Origin of the sequence: Ichthyobacterium seriolicida (assembly GCF_002369955.1) — a bacterium.
In the GTDB taxonomy this organism is placed as follows: Bacteria; Bacteroidota; Bacteroidia; order Flavobacteriales; family Ichthyobacteriaceae; genus Ichthyobacterium; species Ichthyobacterium seriolicida.
Genome location: NZ_AP014564.1, coordinates 603422 through 622746, shown reverse-complemented (window position 1 = coordinate 622746; position 19325 = coordinate 603422). Strand labels below are relative to the sequence as shown.

The 19325-nt window shown below is 31.6% G+C and carries 14 protein-coding genes; 8 read left to right on the top strand and 6 right to left on the bottom strand.

What is annotated here, in order from left to right:
• Positions 1 to 99 precede the first annotated feature (99 nt).
• Positions 100 to 660, bottom strand: a complete 561-nt coding sequence (locus JBKA6_RS02370) for a hypothetical protein (RefSeq protein WP_096685492.1) — start codon at positions 658 to 660, stop codon at positions 100 to 102.
• A gap of 635 nt (positions 661 to 1295) precedes the next feature.
• On the opposite strand from JBKA6_RS02370, the gene JBKA6_RS02365 reads away from it, so the two are divergent.
• Both JBKA6_RS02365 and JBKA6_RS02360 read left to right on the top strand, forming a co-directional pair.
• On the top strand, positions 1296 to 1595 hold the full coding sequence (locus JBKA6_RS02365; protein WP_096685490.1) for a transposase: 300 nt from the start codon (positions 1296 to 1298) through the stop codon (positions 1593 to 1595).
• 162 nt (positions 1596 to 1757) lie between these two features.
• Positions 1758 to 2603, top strand: a complete 846-nt coding sequence (locus JBKA6_RS02360; RefSeq protein WP_157776888.1) for an IS1380 family transposase — start codon at positions 1758 to 1760, stop codon at positions 2601 to 2603.
• A gap of 1042 nt (positions 2604 to 3645) precedes the next feature.
• Here JBKA6_RS02360 and JBKA6_RS02355 read toward each other — a convergent pair.
• Positions 3646 to 7926 carry a translocation/assembly module TamB domain-containing protein gene (locus JBKA6_RS02355; RefSeq protein ID WP_096685485.1) on the bottom strand — a complete coding sequence of 1427 codons (4281 nt, stop codon included), beginning with the start codon at positions 7924 to 7926 and terminating at the stop codon, positions 3646 to 3648.
• Between the two features lie 27 nt (positions 7927 to 7953).
• Between JBKA6_RS02355 and tsaD the strand changes: the two genes are divergently transcribed.
• Positions 7954 to 8973, top strand: coding sequence for a tRNA (adenosine(37)-N6)-threonylcarbamoyltransferase complex transferase subunit TsaD (gene tsaD / locus JBKA6_RS02350; protein ID WP_096685483.1), 1020 nt, complete (start codon positions 7954 to 7956; stop codon positions 8971 to 8973).
• 5 nt (positions 8974 to 8978) lie between these two features.
• On the opposite strand, the gene JBKA6_RS02345 is transcribed toward tsaD, so the two are convergent.
• The 4 genes from JBKA6_RS02345 to JBKA6_RS02330 all read right to left on the bottom strand — a co-directional run bounded on the left by JBKA6_RS02345 (position 8979) and on the right by JBKA6_RS02330 (position 12868).
• A complete protein-coding gene (locus JBKA6_RS02345; protein ID WP_096685481.1) occupies positions 8979 to 10130 on the bottom strand; it encodes a 5-(carboxyamino)imidazole ribonucleotide synthase in 1152 nt (383 codons plus the stop codon).
• A 4-nt stretch (positions 10131 to 10134) separates the two neighbouring features.
• Positions 10135 to 10791, bottom strand: a complete 657-nt coding sequence (gene rpe, locus JBKA6_RS02340) for a ribulose-phosphate 3-epimerase (RefSeq protein WP_096685479.1) — start codon at positions 10789 to 10791, stop codon at positions 10135 to 10137.
• A 42-nt stretch (positions 10792 to 10833) separates the two neighbouring features.
• Entirely contained in the window at positions 10834 to 12126 is a 1293-nt protein-coding gene (tyrS, locus tag JBKA6_RS02335; protein WP_096685477.1) for a tyrosine--tRNA ligase, read from the bottom strand.
• Between the two features lie 160 nt (positions 12127 to 12286).
• Complete coding sequence (locus JBKA6_RS02330) at positions 12287 to 12868, bottom strand: HupE/UreJ family protein (protein ID WP_096685475.1); 582 nt, start codon at positions 12866 to 12868, stop codon at positions 12287 to 12289.
• 150 nt (positions 12869 to 13018) lie between these two features.
• Between JBKA6_RS02330 and JBKA6_RS02325 the strand changes: the two genes are divergently transcribed.
• The 5 genes from JBKA6_RS02325 to JBKA6_RS02305 are packed head-to-tail and all read left to right on the top strand — an operon-like array spanning position 13019 to position 19236.
• Positions 13019 to 14116 carry an HU domain-containing protein gene (locus JBKA6_RS02325; protein WP_096685473.1) on the top strand — a complete coding sequence of 366 codons (1098 nt, stop codon included), beginning with the start codon at positions 13019 to 13021 and terminating at the stop codon, positions 14114 to 14116.
• 21 nt (positions 14117 to 14137) lie between these two features.
• Positions 14138 to 15148 (top strand): hypothetical protein, encoded by a 1011-nt coding sequence (locus tag JBKA6_RS02320; RefSeq protein WP_157776887.1) that lies wholly within the window; start codon positions 14138 to 14140, stop codon positions 15146 to 15148.
• Positions 15149 to 15204: 56 nt separating this feature from the next.
• Complete coding sequence (dnaN, locus tag JBKA6_RS02315; RefSeq protein WP_096685469.1) at positions 15205 to 16338, top strand: DNA polymerase III subunit beta; 1134 nt, start codon at positions 15205 to 15207, stop codon at positions 16336 to 16338.
• A gap of 41 nt (positions 16339 to 16379) precedes the next feature.
• Positions 16380 to 18542, top strand: coding sequence for a carboxy terminal-processing peptidase (locus tag JBKA6_RS02310; RefSeq protein ID WP_096685467.1), 2163 nt, complete (start codon positions 16380 to 16382; stop codon positions 18540 to 18542).
• Positions 18532 to 19236 (top strand): SIMPL domain-containing protein, encoded by a 705-nt coding sequence (locus JBKA6_RS02305; RefSeq protein WP_096685465.1) that lies wholly within the window; start codon positions 18532 to 18534, stop codon positions 19234 to 19236. The genes JBKA6_RS02310 and JBKA6_RS02305 overlap by 11 nt, the downstream gene beginning before the upstream one ends.
• The last annotated feature ends 89 nt before the right edge of the window (positions 19237 to 19325 follow it).

The window sequence follows — 19325 nt, the reverse complement described above, 5'->3', positions numbered from 1 at the left end:
TCTAGAAATATCATAAGACACTCTAAATATTTAATTAAGAATTATTCTAAAATATTTTGGTTTAGACAAAATTATAATACTTACTAATGTTAATAGTTTTTAAAAAATATGCTTAAATCCAACATTAATAAGAAATCCATTATGATAGACACTTTTATAAGCATCATTTTGTCTAGCTCCCGTGCCCATGCAGCCCATTTCAATAAAAAAAGAAGAGTATCTATCTGTAAAGAACTCAAAACCAAATAATCCATATCCACCAAAACGAAAATTCTCTTCTGAGAATATATAAGCCGGTATTATAAGTACAGAACCTGATTCGCCATATACATTAATACTTTTACTCACAGGCTGAATATAAACCCACCCTAGTGTACTTGAAAAATAAGGCACCAATATTTCTCTTTTTTTAGGAGAATAGAAATAGTAATTAAAAGACATATTTGCGGTAGCTTTCAGTTCAAACATATCTATGATACGTACTCCTGTATTAGCCCCTACATGAAAATTATCTTGAACCTTTCCTAATTGGAATCCTATAAAAAAATTACAAATTTTATTATCCTCTGTTTTTTGGAATCCTATAGAAAAATTATCATCTTTATTATCCTCTGTTTTATTGTTAGTTTCTTGAGCTATAGTGTATACATATGGTAACATGAGGATTAAAACGCAGGTTAATTTTTGTTTCATAACAATTAAGGTATTAAAGAGTTATACATCTGAATTTAACCGATGATTAATAGTTATTGACTATCAGATTCGGAGTCAAGATTAGATCGGAACACTTCAACTATGATTATTATTAATAATATTCAATTCAAGTTGGTAGATTCGTAAAAAAATCAAAATTCCCAAACCAAGTTAATGAGCATATTTCCTTATTACAGCTTCATTCAAATTCATTTACAAAATAATGTTTTATGCTTCTATAAACGTACTTTATACAAAGTACTTATTAATTTGAGTTCGATTAATAAAAACGCTTGAACCCTTTGAGCCTATGAACACAAACATAAAAACCCCTTCAACCCTAAAAAAAATCAAGACTTTTAAGTGTTATGCTTAAAGTAAATCATTAATCGAACTCAAGCTTTTAGTTAAATACAACTTGAGGAAGAAGAGGTGCATTTACAGCTAGTAGATGTAGTAGTGCAAACAGTACAACCTTCTTGTACTAATACCATTTGATCTGTTAACCCAGATTATTCATAGTTACCCTTTAAATATTGCGCATAAAGTGTTAATTTTAAGGCATTAAAGTCCAAAGAAACATACTTTAATATAGCCCAAAAATGAGGAATAAAAACACATTATTTTATAGAGGGAAAACTTCTGTTGAGTTAACTTTTTCATCATCAGAAATTAGCTCTGATGGATCTTTAATCATGCTTGAAAAACTAGAAAGAGATCATAGATTGATTCATTATTACAGTAAACTTTTGCCTGATACTCGAGACTCTAGATTTATTACTTATACCAGAAAGCAACAGTTAAAACAAAGGGTTTATATGATCATGTTAGGCTATGAAGACGCCAATGATGTTAATCATTTACATAACGATCCTTTAATTCAAAGATGTTCTTCAAGGTGATTTGGCTTCTCAACCTACTATATCAAGATTTGAGAATAGCTTTGACAAACAAGCTNGTTTTTAAGTTTTCGTGATGCGTNGGTTATACAAATATCGTTTCAAGTTTATCTCGATCGTAAGAGAATAGTTATTCGACGTAGATTCAACTCGATGATCCAACTCATGGCAGTCAACAATTCGTCAATGTTTAACGGTTATTATAGTCAATTCATGTACAATGAACTATTTTTTCATGATGGAAAAACAGGACAGATTATCCTTCCTGTACTCCGCCCAGGAAATAGTCATTCTAATAAATGGTATGTGAGTATTTTAAAGCGAATAATTATCAAAATACGTGAGAGTCACCCAGAGATGGAAATAATTATTAGAAGTGATAGCGGCTTTAGTTGCGCTCCTTTTTACCAATTAGTAGATGATTTTGATTTACTATATGTGACAGGCATAGCGAGCAATGAAGTTTTAAAAAGAAAGGTATCTTGGTCAAAAAATGCTGTAAAAAAAATGTATTTAGATCAGGGAGAGAAGCACCAACATTTTATGAGTTTTACGTACAAAGCCAAGAGTTGGCACAAGCCTCAACAGTGCTATTCTAAAGTTGAGAGTACAGGATTAGGGATGAACATAAGGCATTTTTCTAGTAATCTTCCCCAAAAGGATGCTAGAGAAATTTACTTTGACTTTTATGTGAAAAGAGGTGATTCAAGTGAAAATAGAATAAAAGAAGTTAAAAATATGTGTTTTTCTGATCGTTTGTCAAATCATAGTTTTCTTGCTAATTTTTTTCGACTTATGATGAGTAGTCTTGCCTATGAAATGTTTTTATTACTGAAACAGAAGATAAAGAAAACAAGATTTGAAGTAGCAAAAAAATGGTTAATCAGTTCGATTAGAACCTATCTTCTCAAGGTAGGAGCAACGATTAAAATTACCAAAAGGCGAATCTATTATCAGCTATCTAAATCTTTTGTTTACAAGGGTTTATTTCGGGAAATTATTACCCAGTAACGGTTGTTTATTTGTGAAATGAACAACCTTGGGATAGTTACGCCTTGTCGTTAAAAAACCATGTAAAAACACTAAAAAAGAGCATTGTCATCCTAAAAAAAGGTGCAAAAAAACGACAAAGAAGATGAGTTCTCTTCGATTAGTAAAAAAGTTAAGGAAAAAATATCACGTCTAATCTATTTTAGTATGACTATGAATAATGCGGGTTAATTTACTCATTTCCATAATTAAAAATATTAAAAGTTAAAAAAATACGCTGTCGCAATATATAAAAATAATTTGAATATAAAAAGAGGTAGAATTGGAAGTATAAACCTGAGCTCGATTAATAATTTGCTTAATTAAAAACCTGAGTTCGATTAATAATTTGTTTGGTAAAAATGCTTGAAAGGCTTGAATTAACTAGAATTAAAGAGACTCATATTTATGATAAATAGAATGTTTTAGCGTAAGAATTCTTAAATTCCGACTAAATCAGCCTCATAAGCATAAAAAGAGCCCAAAACCAAAAGGGCATTTACTTAAAATCCAAATAAAATCAAAGGATTCAAGCGGTTTTATTAATCGAACTCAGGTTACTAGTTTCTCTAGCATTGCTATTGGTTTAGCTAATCAAGCTGCTGCTAAAGTTTCTAATACTTCAAACCCTTTTATTGCTTTACAACAAGTTGCTCAAGAAGCTGTAGATGTTCAAAACAGATAAGGCGAGCTATTGAAGGTGCTGAAAAAGCTCAGGAAGCTATTTCTGATCTTAACAAAAGTCATTGTTGCTGTTGAGAAAGCTGCTCAAAAAGTTACTGAGACTGTTAAGGAAACAGCTCAAGCTACTACTACTTAGACCAGTAGGTTAAAGAGGATTTAATTCTAAGAAAAAACTTTACTATTTATACCTGTTTTTGCCGTTTTTATAAACGAACGGTTTTTTTCAAAAAATTTCAAAATACTCTAAATTTTAATCTAAAAGCCTGATTCTAAGCTCCTTAGTAAACTAAGGGGCTATTAACTAAATAACATCACAGGGGTTTAAATAAATTATCTAGAATCAAAAATCTTTTCTTATGCTTATGCCAACTCCATTTGTAAAGCCGTTTGGGAGAGTACTGTTTATAGATTTATTATGCCTGCTAAAAGTCTTTAATTTTATTTTACCATCATTACTAATAGATACTTCAGCATCTAATTCAGGTAAAATTTTATTGCTTTTATCTGCACCCACTGGCATTCTAAACTGAGAATTTATCTTCACCCTATTTTTAAAAAACTGTCTTGTGGATATGCCTACTTCTAGCAATTTAGAACTATTCTCGTCTGTTTTATAATTATCTATGTAATCTAGTTTGAAATCAAATTCATCGCTTAGTGTAGACAAAAAACTAGAAAACTGATCGGCCAATACCCTGTAAGGAGTATTTGATGGCTCTCTAAACTCTTCATTTATATTATCGCTGACAGGAATGAAAGTTTTCATAGTAAGTAGTGATAAAAATTGATTTTTCTTATTATTTGGATTATCCTCCATAAGATTATTAAACCTATTTTTTAATTCATCTCCTGCATCTAACAAATCTATATCCAACTTGAACTCTGGATTATTTAATTTTTTATTTAGGCCAAGTTTTAGTTGAACGTTCACACTTTTAGATTGTTCTGTATAATTTTCTAACGTGATTGGTGAAGTATTAGCACTTAGCTTATATGTTCCTGTTATATCTAAATCTGCATCCTCGATTAATCCGTTCCAAGATATAGAACTATCTTCTTGCAACTTAAAATCTACATTTAAAATATTTCCAAGGGTAAATTTATACAGCCCTTCCCTTATTATATAACTACCATAAATATTGAATTTACCCATAGAATTTACATCTAAAGTCATATCGCCTTCCCCGCGAGCACTTATAACATCTCCCACAGATGGGCTAAAAATAATTTTAGCCAGAGCATCTTGAGTCACTTTCAAATCTAACTTAAAGTCTAAACCCTTTCCAGTAGTTTCCGTTTTTTGGATTGATATTTCTTCCTTTTCATCTTTCTTGAAGTTGATAAAATTATACTCTTTAATTTCTCTATTAGATCTCAAAGGTATATTTATCACAGTATGATTATTTGTAGAAGCAACTACATCTATGGAAGGCTCTGTAATTTTACCTGTAATATTTACTCTGCCAGAAGCAAATAAAATGCCATTGTAATCTTTATTGTCTTTATATGTGGTGTTTAGAAGTAATCCATTGTTGAATAATATTTTTAGTGACAATTCCCAGTCTCTGTAAGAATTGTGGGATAAATCACCTAATAATTGATATTTAGTCTTATACTTGGTATCCTCTAAGTTGATTTTATCAATATGTATTTTATCATCCTTCAAATAAATTTTTGAATCCTCTTCAAAGCTAAAATCTACACCTATAAATGGTTGTTTAAGTCCAGCATTCTTTAACTTTAAAGTTCCATAAAACTTAGGGGCGCCAATAGAACCACCTATATTGACATGACCGTATGCTTTTCCTCGAATATTATCTAATGCCAACTTTGTGTAGTAATTCATAGGAGATAAGTCAATATCTGATAGCATTAGAGTCATATTTATATTTTTATTATTCCTTAAATAATAGAAATGCCCCCTACCTACTAAAATGCGTTTGTTTTTATCTGTAATATCAATCTTTGTATAATTGGATTTAGTATTGTGATTAAACTTTGTGTTTAAAGACATTCTATCGTACTTCATATCGTTCCAGACGATTTGGTCTATACCTATATTTATAAGAGGTTTATATATTTCCCCATCCGTGTGAATTCGAATATCTCCATTTATAATTCCACTTATCTCAGTACCTAAGAAAAATTTACTTATACTCTTTAACGACAGATTTTTAGCAGATAAATGCACATACTTATCGCTTTTACTTTTAATAGCACCTTTTATATTTACACTTTTATCATCGCTCCTAAAAGATGTATTGCTCAATACACCTTTATAGGTGTCTACATCCATCACAAAATTTGAATTGTTTTTTTTGTCAAAAATCCATGTTTCATCACCCATATATAGATGCGTCTCATTTAATCCCAAAACAAAGCGACCTTCTTTATCGAAAGTTTGATATGCTATAATTTTAGAAATGCCTTTGTTATACTTATCTAAATTAACAGTTGTGAGTATGGATATACTATCATTTTGATGAGAAGACAATAACTCTAATTTGGTTGCCCTGTATTTGTAAATATTCATCCCATCAGCTGACAGATAAGTGTTTACATGTTTGCTTTTTGTGTCGAAATTAAAAACGATATTGTCAAAACTTATATTATCCAAACTCACTTTGTCAGAATATAGAGATATTTTCATATCGTTTTTATCTCCATCTATATTTCCAGCGAATTCCATTTCGCTGCCTATTATAAAGTTTGGAAGCAGGGATTTTAAGTGTAATTTATTCAGTTTGAATTTAAATGATATCTGTTGATTCTCATCTACTTCAACTGGCCTATAGTTTTTGTACATCTTCCCTATGGAATTTTTAACTAAATCTAAAATCTGAACATAGTTAAACTTTCCCTCAATCCTTCCCTGTAAATCATTACCAGATTTTACACTTAAAAAGCGTCTCCCATTGTTTATACTAGAAATAAATGACAGATCATTAAAATTATCGTATACCCCTTCTTTTCCGTAATAAGTGTTTCTCAAGACCACACTTCCAGTCATATTTTTAATTTCATTTCCCTCTAATCTGGCCCTTATACGAGAACTGATACTTACTCCCTCTTCTTTAGATAAATTCACAGGAAATAACAGAAACTTATTAAAATTTATTTCTAAATCGTATTTGTTTAAAAGACCTCTCATATCTAAAATACCTGTCAATCTGATCCTAGCTTTAGGGTCATTTACAGAAGTCCAAATAGAATACAATCCCTTTTTTGCATCCATCTCCATTTGCATGTTTCTATAACTATAACCGTTATAATCAGCCGATAGAATATTAGATTTTAGATATATCAAAGCCTTCTCTTTTTCAAAGTCACTGCCGTATAGGTTTATTTCTCCAGTTACATTTTGTAAATCAATATCCTTTACAACAGAGCTTAGATTGAAGTTTTTTATGTTGATTTTCCCATTGTAGTTGCGATTATCAATTAGTTGTAATTCTCTTATGGAAAAATCTCCTATGGTGCTAGTCCCCTCCCCTCTTATAGAGATAGAATCCTTACTTAAATACATATATCCGGCTATATTAAACCGCTCTGTACCTGTTAAATTGGGCATTAAACTATCGAGCTGAGGAACTAATTTGATACATCTATCATAATTCACATTCAAATCTAAAAGGTCTATTTTTAAACCGTACCCTTTCCCTTGTTTTTTCAAATGCATTTTTAAAGTAGAGCTGTCAGTATTATCTATTGAAGATATCTTTATTTCCCCTGTCTTAAAATCTGAAATAGGGCCTTTAAATATTCCAGATACATGAAGACTTTCATGAGATTTTACACTAGGTATATAACGACCTATTTCTGCCATAGATATCTTTGACTTATTCAAAACAATATCCATTTTCAGGCTATCTACAGGTTTATCGCCCCAATTAAAATCTATATGAGCAAGATTTAAATCACTCTTAGAAGTAGATAACTTAGTATTAGTAAAAGATATTTTTTCAGAATTCGCTACGAGACTTGTCTGTAGATTAGTGCAATTCACACCTCTAACCTCTTCTAAAGAATTTATTTTAATATCTACATGTAAGCTGTCTCTCAAAAATACATTTGTAAATGTGCTATTTATATTATCAGCTATAATTACAGGAGCAGAAAGACTTTCGTCTATATAACTGTATTTAGAATTTATTAATCGTATTTTATCTACCTCAAATAGATTCTTATCGATAGAGGGAATACTATCTCTGTTACTGTCTGATAATGAATACAAAAATTCTCTGAGGTTATCCTTATCCTCACCTTTGTAATACTTCATCTTAAGGTATATCTCTCTTAGTACAGCCTCTTTGATAGATATAGTCTTATCTACTAGTCCATAACTTCTAAAATCTATTTTAGCATAGGGAATATATACTAGGGTATCGTTGTGATGATCTGGTATGAATATCTCCTTAAAAATGCAATCCCCAAAAAATGAAATATCTACTTCTCCTATTTCTACTCTATTATTGGAATTTTTTAAAATACCCTCAACTATGCTCTTTACAAGAGATGTCTGTACCGCTTTTAGATTGAGTACGGATATAAATAATGCCATAAGAAATAGAAATATACTTATGATTATTATACCTTTTCTCCTCTTTTTTTTTTTAGTCATCTATATATTACTTTTGCTTAGAATAATATGAAAACAGAAATCACTATTCTAGGCATAGAATCTTCCTGCGACGACACAGGTGTCGCTGTAATTCGAGATAGAGCAATACTCTCCAACATAGTTGCTAGTCAATCTGTACACGAAGAATTCGGGGGTGTAGTCCCCGAGCTAGCCTCGAGGTCACATCTACAAAACATCGTTCCCACCTTACAACGAGCGTTAGATCTCGCGAAAGTAGAAAAAAAAGATCTAAACGCTATAGCCTTTACAGAAGGTCCAGGGCTGCTAGGATCCTTATTAGTAGGCTCTTCATTTGCAAAGAGTATGAGTATGGCTTTAGGGATTCCATTGATAGGAATAAACCATATGCAAGGCCATATTTTAGCTCATTTCATAGAAAGAGAGAATCACTCTAAGCCTGAGTTCCCTTTCTTGTGTCTGACAATATCTGGAGGACATACACAGATAGTAGAAGTTCGTGATTATTTTGATATGCAAGTCATAGGAGAAACTATAGACGACGCCGTGGGAGAACTATTTGATAAAAGCGCTAGAATGTTAGGTCTATCTTATCCAGGTGGCATGTTAATAGATAAATATGCTAAAACAGGTAACCCTTTATCCTTTAAATTCACACAACCTAAGGTAGAGGGTCTGAATTTTAGCTTTAGCGGACTCAAAACTAATATACTGTACTTCTTGAAGAAAAACACTAAGGATAACGACAAATTTATAATAGACAATATAGAAGATATATGTGCTTCTATACAATACACTATAGTAGAGACGCTTTTAAGCAAGCTACTAAAAGCCAGTTTAGAAAGAGGAATAAAAAATATAGCCTTAGCTGGAGGAGTATCTTCTAACTCTCGAATAAGAGAAGAATTGACAAAATACAGAGACAAATTCGGATGGAAAACGCATATTCTCCCTTTTGAATACTGCACCGATAACGCAGCTATGATAGCAATCACAGCTTATTTCAAATACCTAAAAAATGATTTCTCTAATATGTCTATCTCCTCAAAATCTAGGATGAAATTCTAAACTATTTAAATACTTATAACCTCTAATAAGTCTTTTATCTTTTCTGCCTTCGCCTTGGCTCTATCAATATCTGTATCTACAACTGTCACGTGTCCCATCTTTCTAAATGGTAGAGTCTGTTTCTTTCCGTATATATGAGGTGTTATTCCCTCTATTTTCAATATATCTGTCATGCCCTTATAATAGACTGGTCCTTCATGACCTTCTTTACCTACAATATTTACCATGACGGCAGGCGTTTTACTCTCTGTACTTCCAAGAGGTAAATCTAAAATAGCTCTCAAATGTTGCTCAAATTGAGAAGTATAAGATCCCTCTATACTATAATGACCACTGTTATGAGGGCGAGGAGCTACTTCGTTTACCAATATTTCATCGTCTTGAGTCTGAAACATCTCTATGGCCAAAAGCCCTACTATATTCATCTTTTGAGATACTCTAATAGCTATATCTCTTGCTTTATCACACAATGCCCTATCTAAACGAGCAGGACAAAGGATGTATTCCACCTGATTAGACTCTTTATCAAATTCCATCTCTACTAGAGGATAGGCCTTGAAATCTCCAGAAGGATTTTTAGCAACTATCATTGATAACTCCTTTTTTACAGAAACTAAATCCTCTGCTATACATTCTCCATCTGTTAAAGCCTCTAAATCACTTTCTTTTTGGACTATGCAAACCCCTTTTCCATCGTATCCAAACATAGTAGACTTCCATACAAAAGGAAAATCTATTTCCGAATTTTTTACCGCCTCTATCAAACTTCTCTTATTGGCAAAAAGACTAAATGGAGATGTGGGAATATCGTTTTCTAGATAGAACTTCTTTTGTACAGCCTTATTCTGTATTAATTCTAACTCCTCTGGAGGAGGATACACTCCTATTCCCTCACTTTTCAATTTTTTGAGGGCTTGTACATTTACCTTCTCTATCTCAAAAGTAAGTACATCTACACTTTTGCCAAATTCATATACCGTTTTGAAGTCTGTAATATCACCTTTTACAAATTCATTACTGCCAATTTTACAAGGGGAACTATCTGATGGATCTAAAACTTTAGTGAAAATATCTAATTTCCTAGTTTCGTTTAGCAACATCTTACCGAGCTGACCTCCTCCCAATATGCCTAATTTAAAATCTGAAGAAAAACACATTTTGTTATAAACAATTCTTTAATTTACTTATAGTTAGCTCTGGATTTTCAGAACTAAAAATAGAGTTTCCAGCTACCAAAACATCTGCCCCAGAATTGAATAACTTCTCAAAATTACTCAGACTGACCCCTCCATCTACCTCTATAAGAGCATTACTCTTTTTTCTCTCGATAAGCTCTTTTAAAGCTCTGATTTTATCATAAGTCCCCTCTATGAATTTTTGTCCACCAAAGCCAGGGTTTACAGACATTATCAGAACTAAATCTACATCACATATTATATCTTCCAAAAGATTTACAGAGCTATGAGGATTTATAGCTACTCCCGAAAGCATGCCCTTCTCCTTTATAGAATGAATAGTTCTGTGTAAATGATTACAAGCTTCATAATGAACTGTTAAAACATCAGCTCCCGCCTCTCTGAAATAAGATATATATCTATCGGGATTTGTTATCATCAAATGTACGTCCAAAGTTTTTGTAGCATGGTTTTTTATAGCCTTTATTACAGGCATCCCAAAGGATATATTAGGCACAAACAAACCATCCATAACATCTATATGGAACCAATCTGCCTGACTAGAATTTACCATTTCTATATCCTTTTGTAAATTGGCAAAATCAGCAGATAATATAGAGGGAGCGATAATTTTTGTCTTCATAAAATTGTGATATTTTAAATAACTTTCTCGAAGAAATAGAAATTATTTAATCCTTAAAACGAAATAGTTCTTTTTACCTCTCTGTAACAAAATATACTTGTTCTGCAAAAAGTCTTCCGAGGTAACAGTAAAAGATTCATCTATCTTTTTTTTATTAACAGATATGGAGTTCTCTTTTATAGCTCTTCTAGCCTCTGAATTAGAATTCACAAAACCCCTAGTATGAGATATAAGCGATAAAATATCTATGCCGTCATTTATTATTTCTTTAGATATATCCCCTTGAGGAACCCCTTGGAAAACTTCTAATAATCTCTCCTCAGATATGTTTTGTAAACTCTCATAAGTAGATTTCCCAAATAAAATCTCTGAAGCTTCTATAGCCATATGGCAATCTTCACGCGAGTGAACCATTGTAGTCAACTCTACAGCTAATACTTTTTGAGCCTTACTAAGATTAGGAGACTCTCGATGTTCTTTTATCAAATCTAATACTTCTTCTTCTTTTAAAGAAGTGAATATTTTCAGATATTTTTCAGCGTCTTGATCAGATATGTTCAACCAAAATTGATAGAATTTATAAGGTGAAGTCTTTTTTCTATCCAACCATATATTTCCCTCTTCTGTCTTGCCGAATTTCATGCCGTTAGAATTAGTTATCAAAGGACAGGTGATGGCAAATGCTTCTCCTCCTGTCTTTCTCCTTATCAATTCTGTGCCCGTTGTTATGTTCCCCCATTGATCTGAACCCCCTATCTGCAGTTTACAATTATTGTTTTTATAAAGATGTAAAAAGTCTAATCCCTGAACCAGTTGATATGTGAATTCAGTAAAAGACATACCTTCACTAGAATCTGAAGATATTCGTTTTCTTACAGATTCCTTTGACATCATATAGTTTACAGTAATGTGTTTGCCTATATCTCTTATAAAGTCTAAAAAAGAAATATCTTTCACCCAATCGTAATTATTTACCAACTGTGCCGCATTAGGCCTCTGATCTGAAAAATCTAAAAAACGGGTTAATTGCTCTTTTATGCAATTTTGATTATATCTCAAAACCTCCTCGTCTAAGAGGTTTCGCTCTTTAGATTTTCCAGAGGGATCTCCTATCATTCCAGTGGCCCCACCTAAGAGAGCTATGGGAATATGTCCAGCTTTTTGAAAGTGCTTTAACATTATAACTCCCACCAAATGACCTATGTGAAGAGAATCTGAAGTAGGATCTATACCCAGATAGGCCGATGTTATCTCTTTTTTGAGCTGCTCTTCTACCCCTGGAGTCTTGTCTTGTATCATCCCCCTCCAGCTCAACTCTTCTATAAAATCACGCATATAGAAAACTTTTTTTCGATGAAAAAATTAAGGCGCAAATGTAATGAGACACTCACAAAATATTATATTTTAATTTCAATGATGGAGGAATACCCTACATAGAAATACAATCTAGGCATCATAAACACTTTATAATCAGTTAGATAGTATATATAATTCGCTAACAGAGAGATAACAACATGGGAATAGTCATTCCTAGAGTTATAGAAGAGGTAACCAATATATAATCCTTTTTTTTGACATTCATTATGTATACAAATACTATGTTGAATATAAGTAACAATATCACCACGATTATCTGTCCTATTTCCAAACCTACATTAAATCCGAATAGAGGTAATAATAATTCATCCTTTACTCCTCCCAATATAGCTTTTAAGTAATTAGAAAATCCCATTCCATGTATAAATCCAAATAAAACCGTTGCTATATAAGCAAAACTATTATTTCTTTTGGAAGTAGGAACCAAAATATTGTGACATGCTGTCGCACATATGGTCACAAGAATCAAAAATTCTACCAAATCCGCATCTAAGGAGAATATATCTAAAACTGATAAAGCTAATGTTATGGAATGCCCTATTGTAAATGCTGTCACTAAGTATAGTATCTTTTTTAGATCTTTAAAACTGTAGATACTGCACAGTGCTATTATAAATAAAATATGGTCATATCCATCAAAGTCTAATATGTGATTAAGCCCTATTTTGCTGTATAGAATAAAATTATCTAGACTATCCATATTGTCTTTATTTTGATATTTCCTATGAAAGGAATTTAATTAGAACGCAATAATACTAAATAATACATTAACATGAGATCAATTAATATTGAGTTAAAATATCAGTATTTTATAGTTTGATTCAAAAATCTTACATAAATTTGTAGGGTTATGAATTTAGGTAAATATATATCGGAGTTATTGTACTCCTACGAGTGTGTAATAGTTCCAAATTTTGGAGGATTCTTAACTAAAGAACACCAAGCCGTTTTAGATGAATTATCTGGAACCATAACTCCACCAACTAAAAAAATATCCTTTAACATAAATATTAAACAGAGCGACGGCCTGTTGATCAATTATATCTCTAGACAGAGAGGCATCTCCTATTCAGACGCTTCTGCTGGTGTAAACTTAGAAGTTGAAAATTGGAGAAACAATCTAGATAAGATTAAATCTCTTTCTATTGAAAACATTGGAACTTTTAAACTGAGTACAGGGGGAAATTTAGTCTTTACTCCAGATGATAGCTTTAATTATCTAATTAACTCATTCGGTCTAGGACCAATACACGCTCCTAGAATAAATAGGAATCTAGAAAAAGCAATAACTCTCAAAACTAATAATCTCAACAGGAGATTGTCCTATTCTCTGAAAAAACCTATGAGGTATGTAGCTGGGCTTATCCTTGGGGGCTCCCTGCTAATAGGCCCTTTTATCTATCAACAAAATGATATCATTACCTATTTTGCCAGTGTAATAAATATTGGTAATCATAAAAAAAATCAATCTAGTTCTGTAGTAAGCGGTATTGAACAAGAGAGTGAAGAAATATCAGAAGAAAAAAATTACAACCACAATACTTATTCATCTGATAAAAAAAATCAATCTAGTTCTGCAGCAAGTGATGTTGAACAAGAGAATGCAGAAATATCAGAAGAAAAAAAATACAACCACAATACTTATTCATCTGATAAAGTAGAAAAGATTATAATCCCTGAAAAAAGAGAAATCTCTAAAAAAGAGAACACTTTCTTTATAATTTCTGGATCGTTTAAAAAAATTGCTAACGCTCAAAAGTGCATAAGAGAGATAAACAAAAAAGGGTTTGATTCCAAATTATTACGACTAGAAGGTTCTAATATTAGAGTTTACTATTCTTCTTTCAACGATATAGATACAGCTAAATTAAAGCTATCTAAAATAAGGGAAATAAATCCTGAAGCGTGGATTTTGAAGGTTAAAAATAGAGATATAGACACGTACTAATTGTTAGATATACTATTGAAATTGGGACAGTTTTTGTCTCAATTCTCTCCTGGAGAAATAAAACAACACAAGCGACCACAAGACAAAAAATATTTTGATCTCTTTCTAAAAGAGATAGATAACTCTCATATATATACCTCCTGGTTTACAAGGGATAATGTGCTTTTAGACATTTGTAAATGGGCTGATATACTAAGAGGCCCATATGTAAAAAACTGGATAAACAAATACTGTTTTACAGATGTAAAACCTAAAAATTTAGCTCTTGTTATGCCGAGCAATACTCCTCTAGATGGAATGTATTATCTCTTATCTGCTATAATATCTAATCACAATATCACAATTAGATTATCGCCCAATAATGAAAATTTATTTAAGGTTATACTGTCTTTTATCTGTGATCTAGATTTGAGCATTGCCAAAAGAATAAGTGTAAAAAAGACTATTGCAAACTTTGATGCTATAATAACAGAGGAGGTTAACAAATCCTTACATGATTATTTGCGCAATAAACCTTCTATAATTGAAACACAAAAAAAAGCTGTAGCTGTATTAACAGGATCTGAATCTGTAGAAGATCTAAAATTACTATCAGACCATGTGTTTGACTATTTCGGTTTGAGCAATAGAAATATCTCTAAAATATTTGTGCCAGAAGGATATGATTTCGATAAATTTTTCAGAGGAGTATATTGTAAAAAACATGTTATAAATCACGCAAAATACTATGATAATTATCAGTATAACAGATTTGTATATCTCATGAACAAAGCCGATATAATAGAAAATGGCTTCTTAATTCTAAAGGAAGATATAGATATCCATAGTCCCATTTCTACTTTGTTTTACCAATATTACAAAGACTTAGATGATATGGATAAGCTCATCAAGGCAAAAAAAGATTCTATAGAATACGTTTTAAGCAATATTAAAAATCGCTTTAATAGCATGAGCTTTAAACAATCTCACAATCCCACAATCTCAGATTATGTAAAAACCGTTGATGTATTAGAATTCTTAACACATGTATAAATTGTTAGGTATAAAAAACTACTTTTGTACCTTAGGTCAAAAACAAAACTATAGTAATGAAATTTACGGTTTCTAGCGCATTTTTATTAAAACAATTGCGCATATTGAACAATGTAGTACCTTCGAATAATGTCACTCCTATTTTGAGTGGATTTTTATTTGAATTTAACAACGATAATACTATTATTTACGCATCGGATTCTAGCACTACAATAACTTCGGTATTAGATGTTGTTTTAGAGGAAAAACTCAAGATAGTAGTTCCTTCAAAAATGTTATTAGACACTTTGAAATCGTTCCCAGAACAACCCTTAGAATTTACCGTAACTAAAGATAAAAACACTTTGGACATATCTTCGAATCAGGGAGTTTTTTCTATCGGTTACGAGAGTGCTGATGGCTTTGAAAAACCACCTTCTTTAGAGAATACCTCTTCTTTATGTATAGGAGGTGGCTTGTTATCTAAGGCCATATCCAAAACTATTTTTGCAACTTTAAAAGACAACGATTTAAGACATGCATTAAAAGGTGTATTGCTAAAATCTAATAGTAAAGGAACGACTTTCTATGCCAGTGATACCTTCAAATTTGTAAAATACCACAGATCAGACATCACATCCCAACAAGAATTAGGTTTTATAGTTCCTAAAAAAACTCTTAACACCCTTAGAAATATTATCGATATAAATTCTGATACGGAGGTCAGGATAGAATACAACGATATAAATGCTAAATTTTGCTTCGAGAATATCACCATCACTTGTAAATTGATAGACGCTACCCCTCCAGATTACGACAACTTTATTCCTGTTAATAGTCCTAATATATTGACATTAGATAGAAATATGTTTCTTAATTCCATAAGTAGATTGTCGCTGTTTGCAGATATGTCTATGCGTAAAATAAAGTTTTGTATTTCCAATGGAAATCTAGAATTATCAGCCGAAGATGTAGATTTTTACAATAAGGGAACCGAAACGATGGCTTGTGATTACACAGGTGGTGATATCAAAATAGTATTAGGATCTAGACATCTGTTAGAAATATTGAATAATGTAGAATCAGAAAACATATCCATGGCAATGTCCTTGCCGTATAATCCTGTTCTGATAACTCCTGTAGAAGATTCAAAAGACGACGATGATACCGAGAGTCTATTGATGCTGATTATGCCTATAAGAGTAGATTAATTCACTTTGAGTGATAGAAAAATAACAAAATAAAAAAGTAAATGAACAATACTAGAAAAACATCTTTTTTTAGGTCAGCATTTATAGTTACTCTATTCTTGGGGCTATTTGTTTTCTGCTCCAATAATATTGGAAAATCGTCTTATGGAAATGACGATGTGGCTTTAATAAAGCTGATTAGACAAGCCTTGGATTACAATCACTATATCGATCTAAAAATAGATGATACTTTCTCTGAAAAAGTATTTGATAAATATCTAAAATATATAGATGATTATAAAAGGTATCTGTATAAGAGCGATTACGATATATTAAATGAATATAGATATCTGATCGATGATCAATACGATAAAGGATCTTTGGATTTTTTTAATCTATCTTATAATATGTTGACAGAGAGAATAAAAGAATCTATATCTATCTCTGAAGAAGTCTTATCAAAGCCTTTTGATTTTTCTAAAGATGAATTTATAAATATGGTTTTTGTAAAGGACTCTATAAATGATAGTTCTTCATCATTGGTTGATTATGTCGATAGTAAAGAAGAGATGTATGAGAGATGGAGAAAATTGATAAAGGCTAGTGTATTGCAAGTGTTATCAAATAAATTAGAGGTCTCTTCCGATGAAGCGACGGATAAGAAAAACGATAAAGACTCCAAAAAATCTTTCGAGACTCTAGAAGAAGAATCTAGGCAAGAGTTTAAGAAATCCTTAGAAAATCAGTACAAAAAACTTCTGTCTGTAGAAAAAAAAGATTATTTATCTAGTTATATAAATTCTATACTATCTGTTTATGATCCTCATACTGAGTATTTTAGGCCGGTTGCAAAAGATAAATTCGACATGAGCATGTCAGGGCAATTCGAAGGGATTGGGGCTGAATTATCAAAACAGAATGGTTATGTGGTTATTACCAGAATAATTCTAGGAGGACCTGCTTGGAAACAAAAAAAATTAGAAGTAGGAGATAAGCTGCTTAAAATTACAAAACCTAATGGAGAACAATTAGATTTTTCTATAGTGAGTTTAAGTGAATCTATAAAATTCATAAAAGGGAAGAAGGGAACCATAGCAGAGTTGACCGTTCAAAGAGTAAATGGGAAGATAGAGACAGTCAACATAGTCAGAGGGGTAGTCAAATTAGAAGAGACTTTTGCTAAATCTTCAATTATAAAATTCAAAGGGAAAACATTCGGGATTATTGATTTACCAAAGTTTTATATAGACTTCAAAAATGATAATTCTCCTGATTGTGCCAAAGATGTACTCAGAGAAATAGACAAGTTAAAAGAAGAAAATGTAGAAGGTATAATCTTAGACTTAAGAGGTAATGGTGGAGGGTCTTTACACAAGACAGTCGAAATAGGAGGCTTTTTCATAAAAAATGGCCCTATTGTGGAGATACAACAAAAGGGAGGACGCACTAAAGTGTTGAGCGACGACAGCAATACTGTGCAATACAATGGTGAATTGATAATTTTAGTAGATCAGACCTCTGCTTCTGCATCTGAAATCTTAGCTGCTGCAATGCAGGATTATGGAAGGGCATTAATAATAGGTCCAAAACAGACATATGGTAAAGGCACAGTACAAACTATATACGATTTTGATCAAATGATTGGCAATACAGATTCTCCAATATACGGAGCTATAAAGCTGACAATACAAAAGTTTTACAGAGTCAATGGAGGATCAACACAACTGAGAGGAGTAAATCCGGATATACTCATTCCAAACAAGTATAGCTATATGGAAAATATAGGCGAAAGATCACAGAAAAATGCTATGCCTTGGGACAGTATACAAGCTACAAAATACAGTCCTAAAGTATATGACAATCTAGAGGATATAAAACAAAATAGCATTAGTAGGTTAAAAAAAAATAAATACTTAGAACTTTTAGAAGAAAAATATTTTTGGATAAAAAAAATAAATAATGACAAGAAAATAATGCTAAATTTAGAGAGTTTTCAGAGAGAAAATAAGGAACTAGAAAAGCAAAGAGAAAAATACTATTTTCTAGATAAATACGATAATAATCTAGAGTTTCACTTGGCTAAAAGTGATCAGAAGCGTATCAAAAATGATGAATCCTTTGCAGACAAAATAAAAGACTGGAACAAACGTCTAAAAAATGATGTTTATGTAGAAGAGGCTATAAATGTGTTATTTGATAAAATTAAATTAAAAAATGAGCAATAAAAAAATTATACTTTTTTCACTTATCATTTCCGTAGGAATAGTAGTCTCTGGAATGATGATAGGTAAAATCCTAGTAAATGCTAAGGAATTTGATCGCTCTGTGGTAGTGAAAGGTTTAGCAGAGAGAGAAGTAAAAGCAGATTTGGGGGTTTGGACCTTAAAAATCCTTCATTCGGCCAAAAACTTATCTGAAGTAGAAAAGAAGTTAGAGTTTAAGATAAATACTATATATGAGTATTTAAAATCAGGGGGTATTGAAGAATCTGAGATAAAACGAAATATAGTTTCTGTGCACGACTCTTGGAATGATCAATTTTCCACCCCAAAAAAGCATGTGAATAGATATTTTGGAAGTGTAGAATTTCTTATAAGAACCAGCAATGTAGATCTTCTACAGACAGTTATTACCAATGTATCTGGTTTAATTTCTAAGGATATCACAATAGCCAAGAATAATCACTATGTTAATTACCTATTTACTGGTCTAAATGATATAAAGCCAGAAATGGTGGAAGAAGCTACTAAAAATGCTAGAAAAGTTGCTGAAAAATTTGCAAAAGATTCTGACTCTAGGGTAGGTAAAATAAAAAACGCTAGTCAGGGCATCTTTTCAATTACTAATCTCAGTGATGATATACCACAAATCAAAAAAATCCGTATAGTATCTACACTTGAATTTTATTTGAGAGATTAAAGATTGTTTTGTGTTTTTTTTCTAGGTCAAAATTTCGTTTTGACATTTTAAGTTATAATAAGAGATAAAAAGCGCTCTGTACATTTTGT

Excerpts from the sequence above, each read along its gene's own strand:
- JBKA6_RS02370 (WP_096685492.1), bottom strand. The coding sequence starts at position 660 with ATGTTACCATATGTATACACTATAGCTCAAGAAACTAACAATAAAACA.
- JBKA6_RS02360 (WP_157776888.1), top strand. The coding sequence starts at position 1,758 with ATGGCAGTCAACAATTCGTCAATGTTTAACGGTTATTATAGTCAATTC.
- JBKA6_RS02355 (WP_096685485.1), bottom strand. The coding sequence starts at position 7,926 with ATGACTAAAAAAAAAAAGAGGAGAAAAGGTATAATAATCATAAGTATA.
- JBKA6_RS02325 (WP_096685473.1), top strand. The coding sequence starts at position 13,019 with ATGAATTTAGGTAAATATATATCGGAGTTATTGTACTCCTACGAGTGT.
- dnaN (WP_096685469.1), top strand. The coding sequence starts at position 15,205 with ATGAAATTTACGGTTTCTAGCGCATTTTTATTAAAACAATTGCGCATA.
- JBKA6_RS02330 (WP_096685475.1), bottom strand. The coding sequence starts at position 12,868 with ATGGATAGTCTAGATAATTTTATTCTATACAGCAAAATAGGGCTTAAT.
- JBKA6_RS02305 (WP_096685465.1), top strand. The coding sequence starts at position 18,532 with ATGAGCAATAAAAAAATTATACTTTTTTCACTTATCATTTCCGTAGGA.
- tyrS (WP_096685477.1), bottom strand. The coding sequence starts at position 12,126 with ATGCGTGATTTTATAGAAGAGTTGAGCTGGAGGGGGATGATACAAGAC.
- JBKA6_RS02345 (WP_096685481.1), bottom strand. The coding sequence starts at position 10,130 with ATGTGTTTTTCTTCAGATTTTAAATTAGGCATATTGGGAGGAGGTCAG.
- JBKA6_RS02365 (WP_096685490.1), top strand. The coding sequence starts at position 1,296 with ATGAGGAATAAAAACACATTATTTTATAGAGGGAAAACTTCTGTTGAG.
- JBKA6_RS02310 (WP_096685467.1), top strand. The coding sequence starts at position 16,380 with ATGAACAATACTAGAAAAACATCTTTTTTTAGGTCAGCATTTATAGTT.
- tsaD (WP_096685483.1), top strand. The coding sequence starts at position 7,954 with ATGAAAACAGAAATCACTATTCTAGGCATAGAATCTTCCTGCGACGAC.
- rpe (WP_096685479.1), bottom strand. The coding sequence starts at position 10,791 with ATGAAGACAAAAATTATCGCTCCCTCTATATTATCTGCTGATTTTGCC.